This is a genomic window from Azospirillum sp. BE72, assembly GCF_031455875.1.
In the GTDB taxonomy this organism is placed as follows: Bacteria; Pseudomonadota; Alphaproteobacteria; order Azospirillales; family Azospirillaceae; genus Azospirillum.
In genome coordinates this window covers 1,063,627-1,081,297 of record NZ_JAVDTO010000002.1, presented here as the reverse complement: position 1 = coordinate 1,081,297, position 17,671 = coordinate 1,063,627, and the positions used below count along the sequence as shown (strand labels likewise).

Here is a 17,671-nt window from a genome sequence, read left to right as displayed (position 1 = left end):
TCACACCGCCAGATAGGCCGCCCTCACCCCGTCATCCGCCAGCAAATCCGTCATCGTGCCGGTCCAGCGCAGGCGCCCGGTCTCGATGACACAGGCGCGGTCGGCAACGGCGGAGGCGAAGGACAGGCTCTGTTCGGACAGCAGGACGGACAGCCCCTCCGCCTTCAGCCGCCGCACCGCGTCGGCCATCTGCCTGACGATCAGCGGCGCCAATCCCTCCGAAGGCTCGTCCAGCAGAAGCAGCGACGGGTTGCCCATCAGCGTGCGGGCGAGCGTCAGCATCTGCTGCTCGCCGCCGCTCATCCGGGTGCCGCGGCGGCCGCGCATCTCCGCGAGGTTGGGGAACAGCGTGAACAGCTTCTCCGGCGTCCAGGCGGGAGCGTCGGGGCGGGGCGGCTGGCGGCCGACCTCCAGGTTCTCCTCCACCGTCAAATCGGCGAAGATGCGGCGGTCCTCCGGCACATAGCCGACTCCGAGCCGGGCGATGCGGTGGGCGGGCAGGGCCGACAGGTCGTGGCCATTGAAACGCAGGGTCGCGGCGCGGCGCTCCACCAGCCCCATGATCGCCTTCAGGGTGGTGGTCTTGCCGGCGCCGTTGCGGCCCATCAGCGCCACCACCTCGCCGCGCCCGACCGTCAGGGCGATGCCGTCGAGGATGTGGGCGCGACCGTACCAGGCCTGCAGGCCGTCCACCGTCAGCAGAGCTTCGCTCACGCCTCGCCTCCCAGATAGACGGATTGCACGCGAGGGTTCGCGCGCACCTGATCCGGCGAGCCTTCCGCGATGAGGCGGCCGCGGTCGAGCACCAGCACGCGCGTGGCGTGGCCGAAGACGGCGTCCATGTCATGTTCGGTGAACAGCACGGCGAGGCCGCGCTCGCGCACCAGCTCGGCCGTCAGCGCCATCAGGGCGAGCCGTTCGGCAGGCGCCATGCCGGCGGTCGGCTCGTCCATCAGCAGGACGGTGGGCTCGCTCGCCAGCGCCATCGCCAGCTCGACCCGCTTCACGTCGCCATAAGCCAGCACGCCGCAGGGTCGGTCGGCTTGGGAACCCATGCCAACCCGCTCCAGCAGGGCCAGCGCCGGTTCGCGGAACTGGGCGGCGGCCGGGCGCCACAGGCCGAACAGCCGACGGGCGCGCGACAGCAGCACCATCTGCACATTCTCCGCCACCGTCATCGAGGCGAAGGTCGCGGTGATCTGGAAGGTGCGCCCGACGCCCAGCGCCCAGATGCGCCGCGGCGGTAGCCCGACCAGTTCCATCCCGTCAAGCGTGACCGAGCCCGAGTCGGGCCGCAGCTGACCGTTCAGCAGGTTGAAGCAGGTGCTCTTGCCGGCCCCGTTCGGGCCGATCAGCGCCAGCAGGTCGCCGGAGCGCAGGGTGAAGGACACGCCGCCCACCGCCTGCACCCCGCCGAAGGAGCGCTGCAGGTCACGCACCACCAGCTCGCTCATGGGCAGCTCGCTCATCTCCGCCTCCCGAAGCCGGACAGGAAGCCGACGATCCCCTGGGGGAAGACCAGCACCAGCGCGACGATGATCAGGCCCAGCGCCAGCCGCCACCAGTCGGTCATGCTCATCACCTTGGCTTCCAGCAGGTGGAAGGCCACCGCGCCGGCCAGCGGCCCGGCGACAGTCTGGATGCCGCCCATCAGCACCATCACCAGCGCGTCGACCGATTGCGGCACCGCCAGCAGGGTGGGGAAGACGCTGCCCTTGGCGAAGGCATAGAGCCCGCCGGCCAGACCTGCAGCAGTGCCGGCCAGCACGAAGGCCATCCATTGGAAGCGGCGCACGTCGATGCCCACCGACTCGGCGCGAAGGCTCGAGTCGCGCCCAGCCCGCAACGCATAGCCGAAGGGGGCGAATGCCGCCCGGCGCAGCAGCCACAGCGCCCCGCCGCACAAGCCCAGCGTCAGCCAGTAATAGGCGGCCTTGCCTGCCGCCCAGGCCGACGGCCAGACTCCGAGAATGCCGTTGTCGCCGCCGGTCACCGCATACCATTGGAAGGCGATCGACCAGACGATCTGGGCGAAGGCCAGCGTCAGCATGGCGAAATAAAGCCCCGACCGCCGCACGCAGAACCAGCCCGCCACCAGAGCCCCCAGCCCGGCCAGCAGCGGCGCACCGGCCAGCGCCAACGGCATCGGCGCGCCCATGTGCTTGACCAGCAGGGCCGAGCCGTAGGCGCCCAGCCCGAACCACGCCGCATGGCCGAAGGATACCAGCCCGCCCAACCCGATCAGCAGATGCAGGCTGGCGGCGAAAAGGGCGAGGATGACGACCTCGGTCAGCAGGATCAGCGCGTAGTCACCGGCGACCAGCGGTGCCGCGGCCATGACTGCCAGCAAAGCCAGCGTCCAAACGCCGGCATGGCGACCGGCCGACAGCGGAACGGTGACGGCGGCGGGTGCCGTCGGCGGCGTCTCCTCCGCCCGGCCGAGCAGGCCGTGCGGGCGCAGAACCAGCACCACCGCCATGAACAGGAAGACCAGCACCAGCGTGATCTGTGGGAAGACCAGGATGCCGAAGGCCTGCAACTGTCCGATCAGAAGTGAGGCGAGGAAGGCGCCGGGCAGGCTGCCCATACCGCCGACCACGACGACGACGAAGGCCTCCACCACGATCGCCATGTCCATATGCAGGGTCACCGCCTCGCGCGGGACCTGCAGCGCGCCGCCCAGCCCGGCCAGCGCGCAGCCGAGGAAGAGCACTCCGGTGAACAGCCGCGCCGGATCGACGCCCAGCGCGCTTGTCGTCTCGCGGTCCTGTGTCGCCGCGCGCACCAGCGTGCCCCAGCGGGTGCGGTTGAACAGCAGCCACAACAGCCCGAGAATCAGCGGCCCGAGGCCGATCAGCACGAGGTCGTAGAGTGGAAAGGGCTGGCCCAGGATGTCGACTGAGCCCCTCAGCCCCGGTGCCCGGCGGCCCAGCAGATCCTCCGGCCCCCAGGTCCAGGCGGTCAGGTCCTGCACCACCAGCACGACACCGAAGGTGCCCAGCAGCTGGAACAGCTCCGGCGAGCGGTAGAGCCGGCGCAGCAGGCCGATTTCCATGACGGCGCCGAGCGCGCCCATCATCAGCGCGGCGGCGGCGACCGATCCCCAGAAGCCGGCCGGTGTGCTGCCGAACCGCTCGATCAGCGACCAGCCGGCATAGGCGCCGACCATGTAGAAGGAGCCGTGCGCGAAATTCACGATCCGCGTCACGCCGAACACGATGGTCAGCCCCGACGACACCAGGAACAGCGTCGCCGTGGTCGCGAGCCCACTGAGGGCCTGGACGAGGAGGAAGGACATGGGGGATTGCTTTAATGCGGGCTCTTGCCCCCACCCTAACCCTCCCCCGCTGGGCGGGGGAGGGGACAAGCGCTTGGGCGGGAGAGTGGCGGCAGTCCCTCCCCCGCCCAGCTCTCGCACAAAGCTATGCTTTGTGCTGACGCGGCAGGCGGACCGTAGGTCCGCTGAGAGCGGGGGAGGTTAGGTGGGGGCAATTTGCCGGCGCCTACTCCGCCGGCCGCATCTTGCGCACGGCCTCGTCCGGCGGCAGGTAGTTGGCGCCGTCGGCGTAACGCCAGTCCTTCATGGTGCCGCGGCCGTCCTTGACGGTGGTGGTGCCGACATAGGCGCCCATCGTCGCCTGATGGTCGGACGCGCGGAAGGTCACCGGGCCGAAGGGGCTGTCGATGGTCAGGCCGGACAGCGCATCGACGATCGGCTCTGCGTTGGCCGACCCGGCCTTGGTGATCGCGGCGGCGATCGCCTTCATGGTCGTGTAACCGACGACCGAACCCTGCTTGGGGGACTCCTTGAACCGCGCGGTATAGGCGGCGGCGAAGGCCTTGTGGGCGGGGGTGTCGATCTGGTCCCAGGGATAGCCGGTCACGATCCAGCCTTCGGGCGCCTCGTCCTTCATCGGCTCCAGATATTCCGGTTCGCCGGTCAGCAGGCTGACGACCTTGCGGTTGCGGAAAAGGCCGCGGCCCTCACCCTCGCGCACCAGCTTGGCGAGATCGGCGCCGAAGGTGACGTTGAAGATCGCCTCCGGGTTGGCGGCGGCCAGCGCCTGCACGGTCGGGCCCGCCTCCAGCTTACCCTGGGCCGGCCACTGCTCCGCCACGAATTCCACGTCCGGGCGCTTTTCCTTCAGCAGCTGCTTGAACCATGCCACCGCCGACTGGCCGTATTCGTAGTTGGGGGCGACGGTGGCCCAGCGCTTGGCCGGCAGCTTTGCCGCCTCCTCCACCAGCATCGCCGCCTGCATGTAGGTGCTGGGGCGCAGGCGGAAGGTGTAGCGGTTGCCCTTCGACCAGGTGATGGCGTCGGTCAGCGGCTCCGCCGCGACGAAGGGCATCTTGTTGCGCGCGGCGAAATCGGCGACGGCCAGCCCGATGTGGGAGAAATAGGTCCCGGCCAGCACGTCCACCGCCTCGTTCGTCACCAGTTCCTGCGCGACGCGCACCGCGTCGTCGGGCTTGCCGGCGTCGTCGCGGGAGACGACCTGCAACTCGCAGCAGCCGATCACGCCGCCCTGGGCGTTGATCTCCTCCAGCGCAAGCTGCCAGCCCTGGCGGTAGGGAATGGTGAAGGCGGGCAGGCCGGTGTAGCTGTTGATCTCGCCCACCCGCACCGGCGCGCCGGAGAACGTTACCGGCTCTTTCGCCGACTGCGCCGCAGCGGGAGCGGCCGTCAGGCCGATGCCGGCCAGCGTGGAGGCGATGGTTGCGAAGGACACGGCGGCGAACAGAGCGGCCGGGAGAAAGGGCTTCGCCAGCGGCGAGGCGGTCGGGCAGCGGTGCTTCATCCTGCGGGGACCCCGGTTCATGAGAGACCAGCGGCGTGTCCGGGTCGCGGTGCGACGCAACACACCGCGTTCATAGCAAACCCCGCGCAAAAGTCACCGACTGATCGGGTGTTTTTCCGCGTCCATGCCCGATTCGCAGTCCGGCGGACGCCGCCCGCGTCACATCAGCCGGACCAGCAGCGCCATGAACTGCACCCTTTCCTCCTCGGACAGAGGTTCCAGCGTGCGTTCGTGGGCGGCGGCGGCATTCGCCATCAGGTCGATGACCAGCGCCTGCCCGATCCGCGTCAGGCTGACGCTGGTGCGGCGGCGGTCCTGCGTGTCGGGGTGGCGTTCGACCAAATTGCGCTCCACCAGCCGCAGGATCACGCCCTGGGTGGTCGCCGGATCCATATAGGTCAGCCGACCGAGCTGGTTCTGCGACAGCGCACCCTCGGCATACAGGGTGGCCAGCGCCGCCCATTGGGTGGGCGTCAGCAGCGAATCGCCGATCAGATCGATGAAGATGGCCGAGGCGCGTTGGTGCGCACGCCGGAGGCGGTGGTGAACCTGGCCGGCCAACTGGTAGTCGTCGGGAGGCAGTCGTCCGAAGTCGTCCATGGCAACGGGCCCGTGGTTCGCGCCCGCCTTCGGTCCGGGGCGAAGGCTGGGGCGGGGGCACGGACCGCCGCTCCCGGCTGCGTGGGCAGGGATGGCGCGGCGTTTGCCGCCTGTCGCCATCCAATGCGTCCATTATGCGTTCCTCATGGAAAGCGTAGGGAAGACAACGACCGCAGAGCAACCTTCGCGGATGCGTCATAGAGCCACAGCGATGCATCCGTCATGACGCGAGCAACAAAAGAAGGTCCAAGAGTCCGAAAGGAAGCCATGCGACAATGACGCCGCAAGTTCAGGCGATTGCGATGCCGGAATAAGGTCGTTGCCGGGGCTGTCCGTGCCGGCGGCCTATCCTTGTCGGCAGCTCGTCTTACCCGAGGCTTCTCTTTCTCAGGGCTTCCGCTTGGGCGGATAGCTGTCGGGCGGAGCGGTCTTCTCGTCGGGGCTTTCCGCGCCCTCACCCGTGGGGGGCGTCACGCCGCCCGGCGTGTAGGGCGGGGTGGTGGCGTCGGGCGGCCGCTTGGTGGGACGCGGCGGGGGCGGGGTGTCGAGTCGGCGTGTCATGAGGCACCTTTCCTGATCAGGAATCGCCATGAACAACCGCGAGGGCGACCGGCCGGTTCCAAACATGCGACCCCCGGTATGACCAGTCCAGCCGTCACCGGCTATGACCTTCATCTTAGGACGATTTGAAAAAGGCGCCGGAATCAAGCCGGTCACTGCCGAGGCTGTTCTCTGCCGACTGCGAGCTTTTGTTGCGGCCACACCACAGGACGATGCAAAAGCGGAGTGGCGCGGGCTTCACTGTTGCATGGCAAGCACGCCTTGTTGTGTCTTTGCCGAGGATGTGTCCGCATCCGGTCCCGACAGGGGCCGGCTGCCGGGTGCTCCCACGAAGGAGCCGGAATCCCGGCCCAGTGAGCCGACCGAACCCAGCCAAGCGCGGTGACTCCATGAAGACCAGCACCCTTTCCCTTCTCGCCCTCGCTCTTGCGTCGACCGGGCTGACGTCGCTTCCCGCCGCCGCCCAGGACGACCTGCAGCGTGGCGAAACCGTGCTGGAGCGTCGCCGGCCGGAGCTTGAGCAGCTCGGCCTGCGCGCGGGCTCCTTCCTGTTCCTGCCGCGGGTCGAGGCCGGTGCGACCTACGACACCAACGTCTACGCCACCCGCGACAACCACCAGGACGACATCATCTGGACCGTCCGTCCCCGGATCGACATCAAGTCCGACTTCGCCGCCCACGCGCTGAACTTCTCGGCCTCCGCCGATGCCGGCCGCTACCGCGAGAATTCTAGCGAGAACTATACCGACTATGCCCTGCAGGCGGCCGGCCGGTTCGACGTGAACAAGGGCGGCGCGCTGGACGGCCAGCTGTTCCATCGCCGCAACCACGAAGGCCGCGGCGACATCAACAGCCTGTCCGGCTATTCGGAGCCGGTGGTCTACCGCACCAGCGGCGGCGAGGCCGGCTACACCCAGCGCTTCAACCGCCTGCGCGCCCGCCTGTCCGGCTCCGCCCAGTACAGCGAGTATGACGATGTCGGCCTGATCGGCGGCGGCATCGCGCGCCAGGAAGACCGCGACCGCTGGGAATACGGCACGGTCGGCCGCGTCGGCTACGAGTTCATCGAGGGCTACGAGGCCTTCGTCCAGGGCACCTATTCCTGGACCCGTCACAAGAACGACCGCGACGCTTTCGGCCTCGACCGCGACTCGGACGGCTACGAGGTGGTCGGCGGTCTCGCCACCGAGCTGACCGGGCTGATCACCGGCGAGGTCTTCGCCGGCTATCTGGTCCGCAACTACAAGGACTCGCGGCTGGAGGACTTCAGCGGCCTGTCCTTCGGCGGGCGCCTGAACTGGGCGGTCACGCAGCTGACCGCCGTCAGCGCCACCGCCAGCCGCCAGGTGCGCGAGACCACGGCCAGCCCGGGCTTCGGCACCGCGTCCAGCTACACCCGCACCGTCCTCGCCCTGGGCGTCGACCACGAATTGCTGCGCACCCTGGTGCTGAACGGCCGCCTGCAGTACCGCCAGGACGATTTCAACGGCAACGACCGCAACGACAAGGTCTATACGGCCGGCGTCGGCGGCACCTACCAGATGAACCGCTACCTGTTCATGACCGGCGGCTACACCTATGAAAAGCGCAGCTCCAACGTGAGCGCCGCCGAATACAGCGACAACCTGATCTACCTGCGTCTCGGCGCGCAGATGTAATCCGGCGGTTCTAGGCCCGCCGACCGGGGAAGTCCGGCCGAAGGGCCTAAAGGTTTCGCTGAACAGTACAGGGCGTCCGTCCTATGACGGGCGCCCTTTTCTTATGCCTGTTTTTGTTATCGTGGACGATGTACTGGAGAGATCCGAACGCGGTAATTCCTCTCCACTTTTTCCCAAGCGCTTGCGAGTTGCTAGTCTCCACCCGAATTCAGGTGCGTGACCAAAGGGCGCCGCCGCAAGGCGACCGGCGAATGGGACGGGTTCTCGAAGCCGTACCATCGTGCCGGACCGGGCGCTGCGGCAGGCACCCACCAGCCAGGGAAAGGGTTTAGGGATGAATCGACGTCATGTGATCCGTGCGCTGGGCCAGGGGATCGGATTGACCGCGCTCGCTGTCGCCATGGTCGGCTGCGCCGGCAACGATGCGCCGTTGGAAACCGCCAATGTCGGCCAGATCAGCGAATACCGTCTGGGTGCCGGCGACGCGCTGCGCGTCATCGTCTTCGGCGAGGAGCAGCTTTCCGGCGAGTTCCGCGTCGACGGCACCGGCAAGGTCGCCATGCCGCTGATCGGCGAGGTCTCGGCCAAGGATCGCAGCACCCGCGATCTGGAAAAGGAGATCTCCACCCGTCTGTCCGCCGGCTATGTGAAGGACCCGAAGGTCAGCGTCGAAGTGCTGAACCACCGTCCCTTCTTCATCCTGGGCGAAGTGCGCAATCCCGGCCAATACCAGTATGTCAACGGCATGACCGCCCTGTCGGCGGTGGCGATGGCCGGCGGCTACACCTATCGCGCCAAGGAGGATTACGTCCTGATCACCCGCGGCGCCGATCCCAAGAAGGAAATCCGCCGGGCGCCGATCACCACCTCGGTGATGCCGGACGACGTGGTCCGCGTGCCGGAGCGCTATTTCTGAGCCCAGGATTACAGCCTGGGAAATTCGAGCCCAGGCATCGCCAGGGCGACCAACGGAAAGCCCGGCCGGGAGATGTCCCGGCCGGGCTTTCCGCTATGCGGTGATTGCCGGCGGTGGCGATCAGGTGTCCAGCGTATCGCCGCCCTTCTTCTGTCCCGACGGCATGCGCTGGTTTGGGGGAACCACCGGATCGCGCGAGATGCCGTGCGGCGGGGTGGTGCCGGCGGCCTCGTCGTCGGTGCCGAGCGGTGCGGCGGCGGGGTCGGTGGCCGGGACCTTGTCGCCGGTCAACCCGCGGTCGATGTCCGCGCGCATCCGGTTGGCCTCCGCGCTGGGCGTGGTGGGCGTGTCACGGCCCGACTCGGGACGCTGGGGCTTGGTCATGGTCGGCCTTTCGCACAAGCTGTGAGGGGCATTCTGTCGCCTCCTCCAACCGCCGCTGCCTGCCGAGGGTTCCCCGGTGCGACGATCTGCAACCCTGCGGCCGATTTCAGGGGAAGCGGCAAGAAGGCATTCATCCTGAAGTTCCGCACGGAAGACGGAGCGCAGCGGAGGATGACCTTGGGGGCATGGCCGGTGCTGACGGTCGATGATGCCCGGCGGAAGGCCAAGGGAGCGTTGGGAGCCGCCAGTGAGGGCAGGGACCCAGCTGCGGAGAAGCAGGAGCGGAAGGCTGCCCCGACCTATGACGAGGTGGTGGAGCGAGCGGCGCAGAAGGAAGTGAAGTTACCTGCCGGGTTGACCGACGTCCGTATTCACCATCTGCCTCACACGTTCGTCAGCATGTTGGTTTCCAGCGGCGTGCCGCTCTGCGTCGCTGGCCGTCTGGCCGGTCACACGCGCCACGACCCAACGCTACGCCCACCTTGCCAACGATCGACTTCGGCAAGCTACCTCGCGCCTGGGTATGATGGTGCAGGGGTTCGTGACCGGGCAGACTGTCGAGCTGTGCTCCATCCCAAGACGAGGCAGGATTAATCGGGGCGATTTCACGCATATGGGTGCGAATCGCACATCTTCGATCTCTGAGCGTTGATGCAGTCACTGCGGTTTAGGATCGTTGGGAAAACATGGAGCATCCTTGCAGGCGCAAGGGAGACTTGCCGGCGCCGACGGTGTGGGCCATCAGCGTGGGTCCATCCCTACGGGCGTAGGGGAGCCGATGGCGTTGCCGTTCTCCGGGTCCCGCATGAGGGTCCATCCCTACGGGCGTAGGGGAGCCGCCTTATCGACAGCCTGTCGTGAAAGGGGTCGGGGTCCATCCCTACGGGCGTAGGGGAGCCGTTCGGCGAAGGAGGTCATGGCGGCCGCTCGGGGGTCCATCCCTACGGGCGTAGGGGAGCGCTTCCAATCGCTATCGACGGCGATCTCGATGCCGGGTCCATCCCTACGGGCGTAGGGGAGCCCAACAGGCCTTGCCGGGCCTGACCGATGGACGAGGTCCATCCCTACGGGCGTAGGGGAGCCGGCGTCACGGCCTCGCGGGCGCGGGTCAGCAGGGGTCCATCCCTACGGGCGTAGGGGAGCCCAACAGGCCTTGCCGGGCCTGACCGATGGACGAGGTCCATCCCTACGGGCGTAGGGGAGCCCTTTGCCGGGCTTGCGAGACGGACGCCTGCAGGGGTCCATCCCTACGGGCGTAGGGGAGCCGCGGCGCCGCAGGAGAACCAAGCGACCACGCGGGGTCCATCCCTACGGGCGTAGGGGAGCCGCATTCCGAGCAGCACGCTCGGCATAGGACGAGGGTCCATCCCTACGGGCGTAGGGGAGCCACTCAGGTGGTTTCAGCGCCCGTGACGGGATGCGGTCCATCCCTACGGGCGTAGGGGAGCCGCCTTCCGGAGGCTTTGGCATTATGCACGATGGGGTCCATCCCTACGGGCGTAGGGGAGCCGCGCCACTCGGGCGGCGCCGCGCTGTGGTGACGGGTCCATCCCTACGGGCGTAGGGGAGCCAGCGCGACGTTGGCGTCGACCAAGCTCGAGAAGGGTCCATCCCTACGGGCGTAGGGGAGCCGGATGTCGGAGAAGCCTCCGAACGCCGCTTCAAGGTCCATCCCTACGGGCGTAGGGGAGCCTGCCGCAACCAGCTATGCCCCAACGGCGGGGGGGGGTCCATCCCTACGGGCGTAGGGGAGCCCGGAGGGTCCGCAGAAGCTCCGTCAGCGACACGGGTCCATCCCTACGGGCGTAGGGGAGCCAGGATGTCGATTTGGCGGCGCACCGCTTGGATGGGTCCATCCCTACGGGCGTAGGGGAGCCCAGATGGTGGCGCTCATCGACAGGCTATCCGGGGGTCCATCCCTACGGGCGTAGGGGAGCCGCCGCGGGCGTCCGGCGGGCAACCTGGGGGCGGGGTCCATCCCTACGGGCGTAGGGGAGCCTTCTGGGACGGGCTGGAGGCGCTGCAGAAGGAGGGTCCATCCCTACGGGCGTAGGGGAGCCTCTGCCTGTTAAGCTACTGACAGCATTCACAACATAAAAGAACCTCGCGTGCACTGGCTTCCAATCCGATCACGCTATGCGAGCATAATGGCGGCAATCACTCCCCATGTCATCTGGAATGCGGGTTGGAACGCTCTCCGTCGGATCGAGTTGCACATGAGGAGCGGCGGATACTGCCAAGAAATGGCAGCATTTCGCCCGAATCATTCAGTTGACCAGAGGGCCGCCGGACGCACGCCGATCATATTCATATCGTGCGGAAGTCGTCCGTCTCCTCTCCGCCAGGCAACCCACGCTTGGCCAGCACGATGCCGTCATGTTCGACCAGGGTCACGGGTGGGCAGCCCAAGGTTCGGATCGCCTGATTGCCGGCGCTTTGGCGGTCGCGCCACGTCATCACCAAACTGCCCTGTTCGAGCGCGCCATGCCAGTCGACCAGCACAGCCCAGATGCGCTCGCGAACCGGTTTGGTCAGGTTGGGAGAGGTGTAGACGCCGGGTGCGATCTCCAGCATCGCCGAGGCGAGGAAACCGCGGAAGCGGTCGGGAACGTCACGGGTCACCACCACGGTCAGGGTCATCGGCGAACAGCTCCTTGATGCGGTCGATCATCGATGGGATCAGCTCCTTCTCGCGGAACATCCGTCCGGCCAGCTTCCGCACATGGGCTTCAATGCTGCGGCTGGGCTCTCTTTCAGCGTTGCGGACGGCGGCGAAGGCGAGGGGGATGGTCGCCGCGTCCCGGAACAGGTCGGCGATATCCAGTGTGAAGGCGTTGGCCGAATCCTCGTGGATGAAGCCCAGCGGCGCCAGGGTGGAGGTTGCCGCAACCGCGATTGCCGCCGCGGCCTCGACCGCCGAAGCGGCGTGGTTGATCGCCTGGTTGGGCAGGTCGGCACCTTGTGGATTGGCCCGGTCATAGCGCCGGCCGCGCCACGTGATGCCGAATTCCTCCGACAGGCGGCGGTAGAGCGCCTTCATCCGCTCCCCCTCGATCCCACGCAGAACCGCGATGTCGCGGTGGGGCAGAACCTCGCCCAGCCTCCAGGCGTAAAGCCGGCGGGCGATGAACAGGCGCGACCCTTCGGCATCAGCCCACAGCCGCGCCTGCCGGCGGGCCAACCGGCTGTCGTCGGCTCCGCCGGGCAGCGACGCGTAGAGGCGGGTGCCGTCCTCTCCCACCGCCAGCAATCCGGTGCCATGCCGGGCGGCCAACCGCAGGGCATCGTGGCTGACCGTGGTGCCGGGACCGAGCAGGATCAGCGACAGCCCCTGATAGGGCAGGGCATAGTCGCCCGGCGGCAGGTCGGTAGTTCCCGCGGTGCGGAAGCGCAGCGTCCCGTCTTCCACATAAAGCCGGCCGTGGGCCAGCCCGATCAGGCCATGCCGGTCGACATGGGGAACCCGCGCCGTCTCCAGCCCCAGCCGGCCCTTCAGCATGGTGCCTTCCGCAGCATCAGCATGCCGAAGCCGAAGGCGCGATGCCGGCCGACTCCGCGGGCCAGGAGACGGGTGAAGGCATCGGCTTCCGTCACGCGCAACACGCCCTCCATCGTGGCAGTGGGGTGGCGGCTCAACTCGGAGGAGGGGCGGCCAGGCTCACCCCGGGTCCCGGACTTGCGCATCAGGTCTTCAAGCCGGAATGTGGCGATGCGCAGGCTTTCCAACTCCACTCCACCCGTGCGATCCAGCGCGGCACGGAACCAGTCGAGATAGACGGCGTCGCGGTCCGGCTTCGCGTCGGGATGCCCGTCCGCCGCTTCCCATTTGTCGAGGGCGGCGAGATAGGCGTCGAGTTCGGCGCCGGACCTTTTGCCGCCCGCCGGCGTCCGGCCCAGCCGCACCGTGGGGCATACCCTCACGGAGAAGGCCAGCCGCATGCCGGCCGGCAGCATTGGCATCGGCTTGGTTGCCGCGGCTTCCCAATCGATCAGATCATCGACATCCGGCAGGGCGAAGGGATCGCGCGCCTCGCGCAATGCCGCCAGATTCCGGTCGGCATAGGCGTAGACCGACAGCCGTTCCCCGGTGTCCCCCGCGATGGAGAAGGGCTTGGGCGCCTGCTCCCCGAACACGGCGGACAGGATGCCATGCACCAGATAGCCCTGGTCCCCTGACAGCGCGCGGTGCCGCTTGGCGAAGGCGGCGATCCGGCGGCTTGGCAGCGGCAGGTAAAGGAGATGAAGCGGGGCGGTCATGGCGCGGCTTCCTCCCCCGCTGACAGGATGCGCGATAGGACGGGGGGCCAGCCTGTCAGGCGCTGGCGGCGCACCCGCCGCGTGCCGCCATGAAGCTGATTGGCCCAATCCCGGCTGTCGAACACCACGTCCTCGTCATAGCCATCCGGCACGGCCGGGGACCTCAGGACCGCCGGGATGGGAAGCCGGGCCGGCCATTCCGTCAGCAGCGCAGCCTCGCTGCGGCTGCGGCCTGTGATCTCCAGCCGCCGGGCGGCAACGGGGGGCAACTGCATCCCCTCCGCCAAAGCGGCCAGCGGATCGGAGGCAGCCACTGTACCGGCGAAGGGCGGCAGCGACGGCAGGCAGGTCTTGCGGCCGATAAACAGCGGACGGGCCGGAGACGCCAGCGCCGTTGCGACCGCTGCGATGTCCGGCTGACCGTCCTCCCCGCCTATCGGATGCAGCCCGACCGCGACCAGCACCACGGCGTCGGCGCGATACCAGCGCTGGCGGATGTGGGTTCCTGTCGCGGCGGATCCGCCTTCGCGCTGTTCCGGGACGCCGCGGGTGGTCCAGCCGGCCCCGTCCAGAAAGGGTTGGCCGAGGTCGACCGTCTGGAAATCGCGCACCGCTTCTCCCTCGCGCAGCAGGACGCAGGCGATCGACAGGCGCGCTTGCAGCCCTTGCAGCAGGCCGGTGTCGCCATGGGTCCAGCCCAGTGCGTTGCCGATCAGCCCGGCAATCTGCGAGCGGCCGGGGAACTGGCCGGTCCGTCCGATCTCGTCGATCTGCGGAATGCCGAACGCCATCAGCGGCGAGTCGAGGAGGAGGATGGCGTGCTCCTCCCCGCCGGGAGGGGGGACGGTCATTCCGCCCTCCCGTCGGCCGCCACGCTGCCGGCGGCCCAGCCGGCGAGGTCGCCCAGGGCTACGCGTGGAGCCAACGCCGTGCTGCCATCGAGGATCGATGCGACCCGCCGCTCGTCGCCCGCACCATACATGGCGTCGAGCGCCGCGACATGCGTGGCCAGCCGCTCAACCGCCGTCGCCGCCACATCGCCGCCGCGCAGCGGCACCGGATTGAGGAAGGCGTTGGCAAGGCTGCGCGGCGTCCGCCGGCCCATTTCCGCCAGGACCAGGACGGACCAAGCATGCGGCGCGGTCGATCCCAGCTTCGCCCCCGGCGATACGGTGGCCACGGTGTGGATCAGCCGTTCGATCACCTGTCCGGCCAGGGCCGCGTCATCGCCCAGGTTGGAGACCAGCAGCGGCAGGTCGATGGCAACATAGCCGTAGAACAGGCCGCTGGTCAGTTCGGTCGTGTTGATGTGGCCGCTGCCGGTATCGCCGCTTTCCTGCGCCAGATCGTCAACGGCGGAGAAATAGTCGTTCTCCAACTCCTGCGCATGGACGGTGAAGGCGTGGGCGACGTGGATCGCCGCATCGCAGCGCGCCAGATGATCGGAGGTCACCATGCGGCCGAACAGGGCAGCGTCGATCCCGGCGCCCTTGTTCAATGCCGCGAGGTTAGCCTTGCCGGCCTTCGCCCAATCGGTCACCGCGCGGACCGGGTCGGCCTCCGCCGCCGGATCGCGCAGCAGGGTGCGGGCTGTCTCCCGCAGATAGGCCACCTCCGGCTCGCCCAGCACGATGACCTGCTTGGTTTCCAGCACCTCAACGAGGGTGGCGGGGTCGGCCTCGGTGTCGGTCCCGGCGGCAGCCTTGCCCTTCTTCTCCTTCTTCGCCTTGGGGCTTTCGCCCAGCAGAAGCGCCTGGATGGCGCCGACCACGGCGACCACCTGCTCGGCCGGGAAGCCTTCGCCGATCAGCGGCAGGGCGACACGCTCACTGAAAATGCGGCGCGAACGCAGCGAAAGGCCGGGGTCGAAGCTCTTCAGCTCCCATTCATGGTCGGCGCGCCGCCAGTGGCGCTTCAGGCATTGGCTGGAAATGCGGGTGCGGATGCTGCCGCCGAAGGGCAGCCGCTTGGCGGCCCCGGCATCGTCGCGGTTGAGGAGCGCGGCGGCGTAGGGGGTCAGCGTATGGATTTGCAGGAAACGGGGGTTGGTCATCGTCGGAAATCCCGGGCAAGAATGGTCAGGCGCCGGCTTCGGGCTGCTTGGCGGCGCGGTGAAGAATGCGGACGTAATCGCGGGCGATGCGGTCGGCCGCCGCCTCGTAGCCCGGCGACAGGCCGAGGCGCTTGAGGGCGAGCTGGCCGAACTCGGTCCAATCCACCTCCTCCCCCTTGGCCCGCAGGAAGCGGCAGGCGGTGGCGAAATGGTCGGGGAAGCCGTCCGCATCGGCGCGCAGCAGCTGGGTCAACCGGGTTTCGGAAAAGCCCGCCTCCGCCAGCGCTTCGCCGGCGCGACGGCCCTGCCGGTGCGGGCCCGGCGCCATCAGCGCCATGCCGTGCAGGACCAGCGCCCACCCCGCCCCCACCCGGTCGGCAGACCGTCCGGACAGGAGCGCGTCCGCCCGGTCTGCACCCAGCCCGTCGTAGAGCGCCCGCCAGACGTCTACGCCAGCGGGTGTACCGGCCGGCAGGCGGCGCAGCCGGGCGACGAGGCCGCTGTCGAAGCACTTGCCGTGGTCGTCCGGGTCGGCGAAGCGGCGGGCCAGTGCGGCCAGCGCCTCGGCCATAGTTGGCGCCGTCGGTGGCGCTTTGCCGTCCACCGCAGTGTCAGGCGGCGGCATCGGTTGGGTGGTCGTCATCGTCCGTCTCCTTTTCGGACTCATCGCCAGGCTGGGCAGGCAGCGGCAGATGTTCGTTCAGCATGGCGTGGAAGAGGTTCATCGCCGCCGCCCGCGCGGGGCCGACGCGCGCCGCATCCTCCGGCAGGCGATCCAGTTCACGGTGGAAGAGGGCAATTGCCGCCCCGCGCAGGGCGCGATGCCATGCGACGCGCAGATCCCCGCTCTCCGCCGAGGTCACTTCCGCTTCCAGCTGCCTCCACAGGTGATGGAAGAAGAACCCGTCGATCTGCCGATCCAGCGCCTCGCGCGCCGGGATGATGCGCTTGTCGTCGGTGGACAGCTTCGCCTCGGCACCGTTGCGGCGGTATTCCAGCGCCAGCGCCAAGCCAAGTCCCAGCGCAGCCTGCGCGCGCGCCGCGTCGCCGATCATTCGGGCGGACAGCGTGTTGAGGCGCTCCACCGGCGAGGTGCGATGGCGCTGGAACAGCGCGGCGGTCTGTGTGGACAGTGGAATGACCCGGCGCTCCAGCCCTTCGGTCTTGCCCTGGCCGCGGACCACCACGGTGGCATGCAGAACCATGCGCGGATCGTCGCCCGGCAGCGGCGCCATGGCGGTCGGAAGCGCGATGCCGCTGCCGTTCGTCAGCAGTCTGGTCAGCCGGCGGTAGTCGAAAGCTCCGCTTTGGAAGGTGACCGCCTTGCCGGCCTCACGGTCGATGGGCGTCCATGGATCGCCGAGGTTGCCCATCCGGTTCTTGGCATCCAGGCGGGCAGCGTCGGTGGGGCGGCCGAGCGCCACGATGCGGCCGTCCCGCTCGACCAGCCGCACCCGCCGGCAGATCTCGATGAAGTGGGGTTCCAGGCCGCTCAAGGGGCGGCTGGTCTTGCCGTCCCATGGCTCCAGCCACAGCAGCGCTGCACCGCCGGGGGTATAGACGCCTTCGAAATCCCCCTCGTCGAAGATGCGGGCGCGGTCGCGCAGCAGAACCCGCAGCGACCGGCGGAGGCGGGCGCCCCAGCGCATCGACACCGGCGCGAGCTCCATCATCGGTCGGCTGGAGTGTCCGCCGTTCATCCGCGCGATGCCGTATCCCCCTCGTCCGAGATATCCCATTCCGGTCTGCAACGAGATCAGCGCATAGATCCAATGATGCGGCTTTGCACTTACTACCCGTGCCGGTTTGAGGGAGAACGCCCGGCCGGCGACCAGGGTGTCGATCCCGTCAGCGGTGTCGGCCAGCGGGGTGAAGCGGTCGAACGATCCCTCCGGCGCCGGCGGTTGCAGGAAGGCGGGAGCCGCCGCGCCGGCGACGACCAGCGACCAGGCCTCATCCGGGGCCAATGCCGACAGCAGGACGCGCCATGTGTCCTCGTCGTCCGGCGGATCGGCGTCGGGGTCCGGATCGGCATGGACCAGGGCGAGCACGGCGAGCTGGACCAGGAACTGATAGAAAGGTTGCTGCTGATGGGCGGCGAGATCGCCAATGTCCTCCACCCGGTCGACGCACAATTCGGCGAGCAGGCCGGGCAGCGTGTGGAAGACAGGACCATCCATTCCGGCCGCCGGCAACAGCGGCTCGGTCAACAGGCAATAGCTGGGCATGGCCGGACCTCTTGCGGGCGGCTGTGACGTGATGGGTTTGTTTGTATGCAGCTTATGGATGCTCGCAGGCTGTTGCGGGCATCGGTTTGGTTTCATTAGCGTCAGGCAATCTTAATGCCGAGGCTAAGCTGGCAATATCTCCAATTCAAGGGAAAATCGCGTGCACTTGCTCTACCTACACGGTTTCCATTGAGCCATGACTGCTGAAAGGG

The 17,671-nt window shown here is 68.3% G+C and carries 17 protein-coding genes and 1 CRISPR repeat array; of the genes, 3 read left to right on the top strand and 14 right to left on the bottom strand.

The genetic code is table 11. From position 1 onward, the window contains the following. The 6 genes from J2Y49_RS11200 to J2Y49_RS11175 form a co-directional block, all read right to left on the bottom strand. A complete protein-coding gene (locus J2Y49_RS11200; protein ID WP_310114913.1) occupies nucleotides 1-714 on the bottom strand; it encodes an ABC transporter ATP-binding protein in 714 nt (237 codons plus the stop codon). Then, a complete protein-coding gene (locus J2Y49_RS11195; RefSeq protein ID WP_409017820.1) occupies nucleotides 711-1,469 on the bottom strand; it encodes an ABC transporter ATP-binding protein in 759 nt (252 codons plus the stop codon). The genes J2Y49_RS11200 and J2Y49_RS11195 overlap by 4 nt, the downstream gene beginning before the upstream one ends. Next, nucleotides 1,466-3,298: an ABC transporter permease gene (locus J2Y49_RS11190; RefSeq protein WP_310114912.1), complete on the bottom strand. Its 1,833-nt coding sequence runs from the start codon at nucleotides 3,296-3,298 to the stop codon at nucleotides 1,466-1,468. Before J2Y49_RS11190 ends, J2Y49_RS11195 begins: the two co-directional genes overlap by 4 nt. Nucleotides 3,299-3,503: 205 nt before the next feature. Further along, nucleotides 3,504-4,802 (bottom strand): ABC transporter substrate-binding protein, encoded by a 1,299-nt coding sequence (locus J2Y49_RS11185; protein ID WP_310114911.1) that lies wholly within the window; start codon nucleotides 4,800-4,802, stop codon nucleotides 3,504-3,506. Between the two features lie 159 nt (nucleotides 4,803-4,961). Next, a complete protein-coding gene (locus J2Y49_RS11180; protein WP_310114910.1) occupies nucleotides 4,962-5,402 on the bottom strand; it encodes a MarR family transcriptional regulator in 441 nt (146 codons plus the stop codon). A gap of 387 nt (nucleotides 5,403-5,789) precedes the next feature. Further along, nucleotides 5,790-5,963, bottom strand: a complete 174-nt coding sequence (locus J2Y49_RS11175) for a hypothetical protein (RefSeq protein WP_188092443.1) — start codon at nucleotides 5,961-5,963, stop codon at nucleotides 5,790-5,792. 389 nt (nucleotides 5,964-6,352) lie between these two features. Here J2Y49_RS11175 and J2Y49_RS11170 point away from each other — a divergent pair, with 389 nt between their 5' ends. Together J2Y49_RS11170 and J2Y49_RS11165 are read left to right on the top strand one after the other, a co-directional pair. Next, nucleotides 6,353-7,621 (top strand): outer membrane beta-barrel protein, encoded by a 1,269-nt coding sequence (locus J2Y49_RS11170; protein WP_310114909.1) that lies wholly within the window; start codon nucleotides 6,353-6,355, stop codon nucleotides 7,619-7,621. Nucleotides 7,622-7,955: 334 nt separating this feature from the next. Next, nucleotides 7,956-8,537, top strand: coding sequence for a polysaccharide biosynthesis/export family protein (locus J2Y49_RS11165; RefSeq protein WP_044549452.1), 582 nt, complete (start codon nucleotides 7,956-7,958; stop codon nucleotides 8,535-8,537). Between the two features lie 120 nt (nucleotides 8,538-8,657). Here J2Y49_RS11165 and J2Y49_RS11160 read toward each other — a convergent pair whose 3' ends face one another. Continuing rightward, nucleotides 8,658-8,921 carry a hypothetical protein gene (locus J2Y49_RS11160; RefSeq protein ID WP_014246867.1) on the bottom strand — a complete coding sequence of 88 codons (264 nt, stop codon included), beginning with the start codon at nucleotides 8,919-8,921 and terminating at the stop codon, nucleotides 8,658-8,660. 21 nt (nucleotides 8,922-8,942) lie between these two features. Here J2Y49_RS11160 and J2Y49_RS32415 point away from each other — a divergent pair, with 21 nt between their 5' ends. Next, nucleotides 8,943-9,515, top strand: coding sequence for an integrase family protein (locus tag J2Y49_RS32415; protein WP_409017819.1), 573 nt, complete (start codon nucleotides 8,943-8,945; stop codon nucleotides 9,513-9,515). A gap of 155 nt (nucleotides 9,516-9,670) precedes the next feature. Beyond that, nucleotides 9,671-10,981: direct repeats of the CRISPR family, unit length 28 nt; unit sequence GGTCCATCCCTACGGGCGTAGGGGAGCC. 247 nt (nucleotides 10,982-11,228) lie between these two features. Here J2Y49_RS32415 and cas2e read toward each other — a convergent pair. The 7 genes from cas2e to J2Y49_RS11125 are packed head-to-tail and all read right to left on the bottom strand — an operon-like array spanning nucleotide 11,229 to nucleotide 17,459. Continuing rightward, nucleotides 11,229-11,561: a type I-E CRISPR-associated endoribonuclease Cas2e gene (cas2e, locus tag J2Y49_RS11155; protein WP_310114908.1), complete on the bottom strand. Its 333-nt coding sequence runs from the start codon at nucleotides 11,559-11,561 to the stop codon at nucleotides 11,229-11,231. Next, complete coding sequence (gene cas1e / locus J2Y49_RS11150) at nucleotides 11,533-12,420, bottom strand: type I-E CRISPR-associated endonuclease Cas1e (protein ID WP_310114907.1); 888 nt, start codon at nucleotides 12,418-12,420, stop codon at nucleotides 11,533-11,535. The genes cas2e and cas1e overlap by 29 nt, the downstream gene beginning before the upstream one ends. Further along, on the bottom strand, nucleotides 12,414-13,178 hold the full coding sequence (locus J2Y49_RS11145) for a type I-E CRISPR-associated protein Cas6/Cse3/CasE (RefSeq protein WP_310114906.1): 765 nt from the start codon (nucleotides 13,176-13,178) through the stop codon (nucleotides 12,414-12,416). The genes cas1e and J2Y49_RS11145 overlap by 7 nt, the downstream gene beginning before the upstream one ends. Beyond that, nucleotides 13,175-14,029 carry a type I-E CRISPR-associated protein Cas5/CasD gene (gene cas5e / locus J2Y49_RS11140; protein ID WP_310114904.1) on the bottom strand — a complete coding sequence of 285 codons (855 nt, stop codon included), beginning with the start codon at nucleotides 14,027-14,029 and terminating at the stop codon, nucleotides 13,175-13,177. Before cas5e ends, J2Y49_RS11145 begins: the two co-directional genes overlap by 4 nt. Then, the gene (gene cas7e / locus J2Y49_RS11135) at nucleotides 14,026-15,231 is read right to left on the bottom strand and encodes a type I-E CRISPR-associated protein Cas7/Cse4/CasC (RefSeq protein ID WP_310114903.1); all 1,206 of its coding nucleotides are present in this window, start codon (nucleotides 15,229-15,231) and stop codon (nucleotides 14,026-14,028) included. Before cas7e ends, cas5e begins: the two co-directional genes overlap by 4 nt. A gap of 25 nt (nucleotides 15,232-15,256) precedes the next feature. After that, complete coding sequence (gene casB, locus J2Y49_RS11130) at nucleotides 15,257-15,874, bottom strand: type I-E CRISPR-associated protein Cse2/CasB (RefSeq protein ID WP_310114902.1); 618 nt, start codon at nucleotides 15,872-15,874, stop codon at nucleotides 15,257-15,259. After that, nucleotides 15,843-17,459 carry a hypothetical protein gene (locus J2Y49_RS11125; protein ID WP_310114901.1) on the bottom strand — a complete coding sequence of 539 codons (1,617 nt, stop codon included), beginning with the start codon at nucleotides 17,457-17,459 and terminating at the stop codon, nucleotides 15,843-15,845. Before J2Y49_RS11125 ends, casB begins: the two co-directional genes overlap by 32 nt. Nucleotides 17,460-17,671 lie beyond the last annotated feature (212 nt).

Coding starts and splice junctions, on each gene's coding strand:
- J2Y49_RS11195 (WP_409017820.1), bottom strand. CDS start 1,469: ATGAGCGAGCTGCCCATGAGCGAGCTGGTGGTGCGTGACCTGCAGCGC.
- J2Y49_RS11190 (WP_310114912.1), bottom strand. CDS start 3,298: ATGTCCTTCCTCCTCGTCCAGGCCCTCAGTGGGCTCGCGACCACGGCG.
- J2Y49_RS11185 (WP_310114911.1), bottom strand. CDS start 4,802: ATGAAGCACCGCTGCCCGACCGCCTCGCCGCTGGCGAAGCCCTTTCTC.
- J2Y49_RS11180 (WP_310114910.1), bottom strand. CDS start 5,402: ATGGACGACTTCGGACGACTGCCTCCCGACGACTACCAGTTGGCCGGC.
- J2Y49_RS11175 (WP_188092443.1), bottom strand. CDS start 5,963: ATGACACGCCGACTCGACACCCCGCCCCCGCCGCGTCCCACCAAGCGG.
- J2Y49_RS11170 (WP_310114909.1), top strand. CDS start 6,353: ATGAAGACCAGCACCCTTTCCCTTCTCGCCCTCGCTCTTGCGTCGACC.
- J2Y49_RS11165 (WP_044549452.1), top strand. CDS start 7,956: ATGAATCGACGTCATGTGATCCGTGCGCTGGGCCAGGGGATCGGATTG.
- J2Y49_RS11160 (WP_014246867.1), bottom strand. CDS start 8,921: ATGACCAAGCCCCAGCGTCCCGAGTCGGGCCGTGACACGCCCACCACG.
- cas2e (WP_310114908.1), bottom strand. CDS start 11,561: ATGACCCTGACCGTGGTGGTGACCCGTGACGTTCCCGACCGCTTCCGC.
- cas1e (WP_310114907.1), bottom strand. CDS start 12,420: ATGCTGAAGGGCCGGCTGGGGCTGGAGACGGCGCGGGTTCCCCATGTC.
- J2Y49_RS11145 (WP_310114906.1), bottom strand. CDS start 13,178: ATGACCGCCCCGCTTCATCTCCTTTACCTGCCGCTGCCAAGCCGCCGG.
- cas5e (WP_310114904.1), bottom strand. CDS start 14,029: ATGACCGTCCCCCCTCCCGGCGGGGAGGAGCACGCCATCCTCCTCCTC.
- cas7e (WP_310114903.1), bottom strand. CDS start 15,231: ATGACCAACCCCCGTTTCCTGCAAATCCATACGCTGACCCCCTACGCC.
- casB (WP_310114902.1), bottom strand. CDS start 15,874: ATGACGACCACCCAACCGATGCCGCCGCCTGACACTGCGGTGGACGGC.
- J2Y49_RS11125 (WP_310114901.1), bottom strand. CDS start 17,459: ATGCCCAGCTATTGCCTGTTGACCGAGCCGCTGTTGCCGGCGGCCGGA.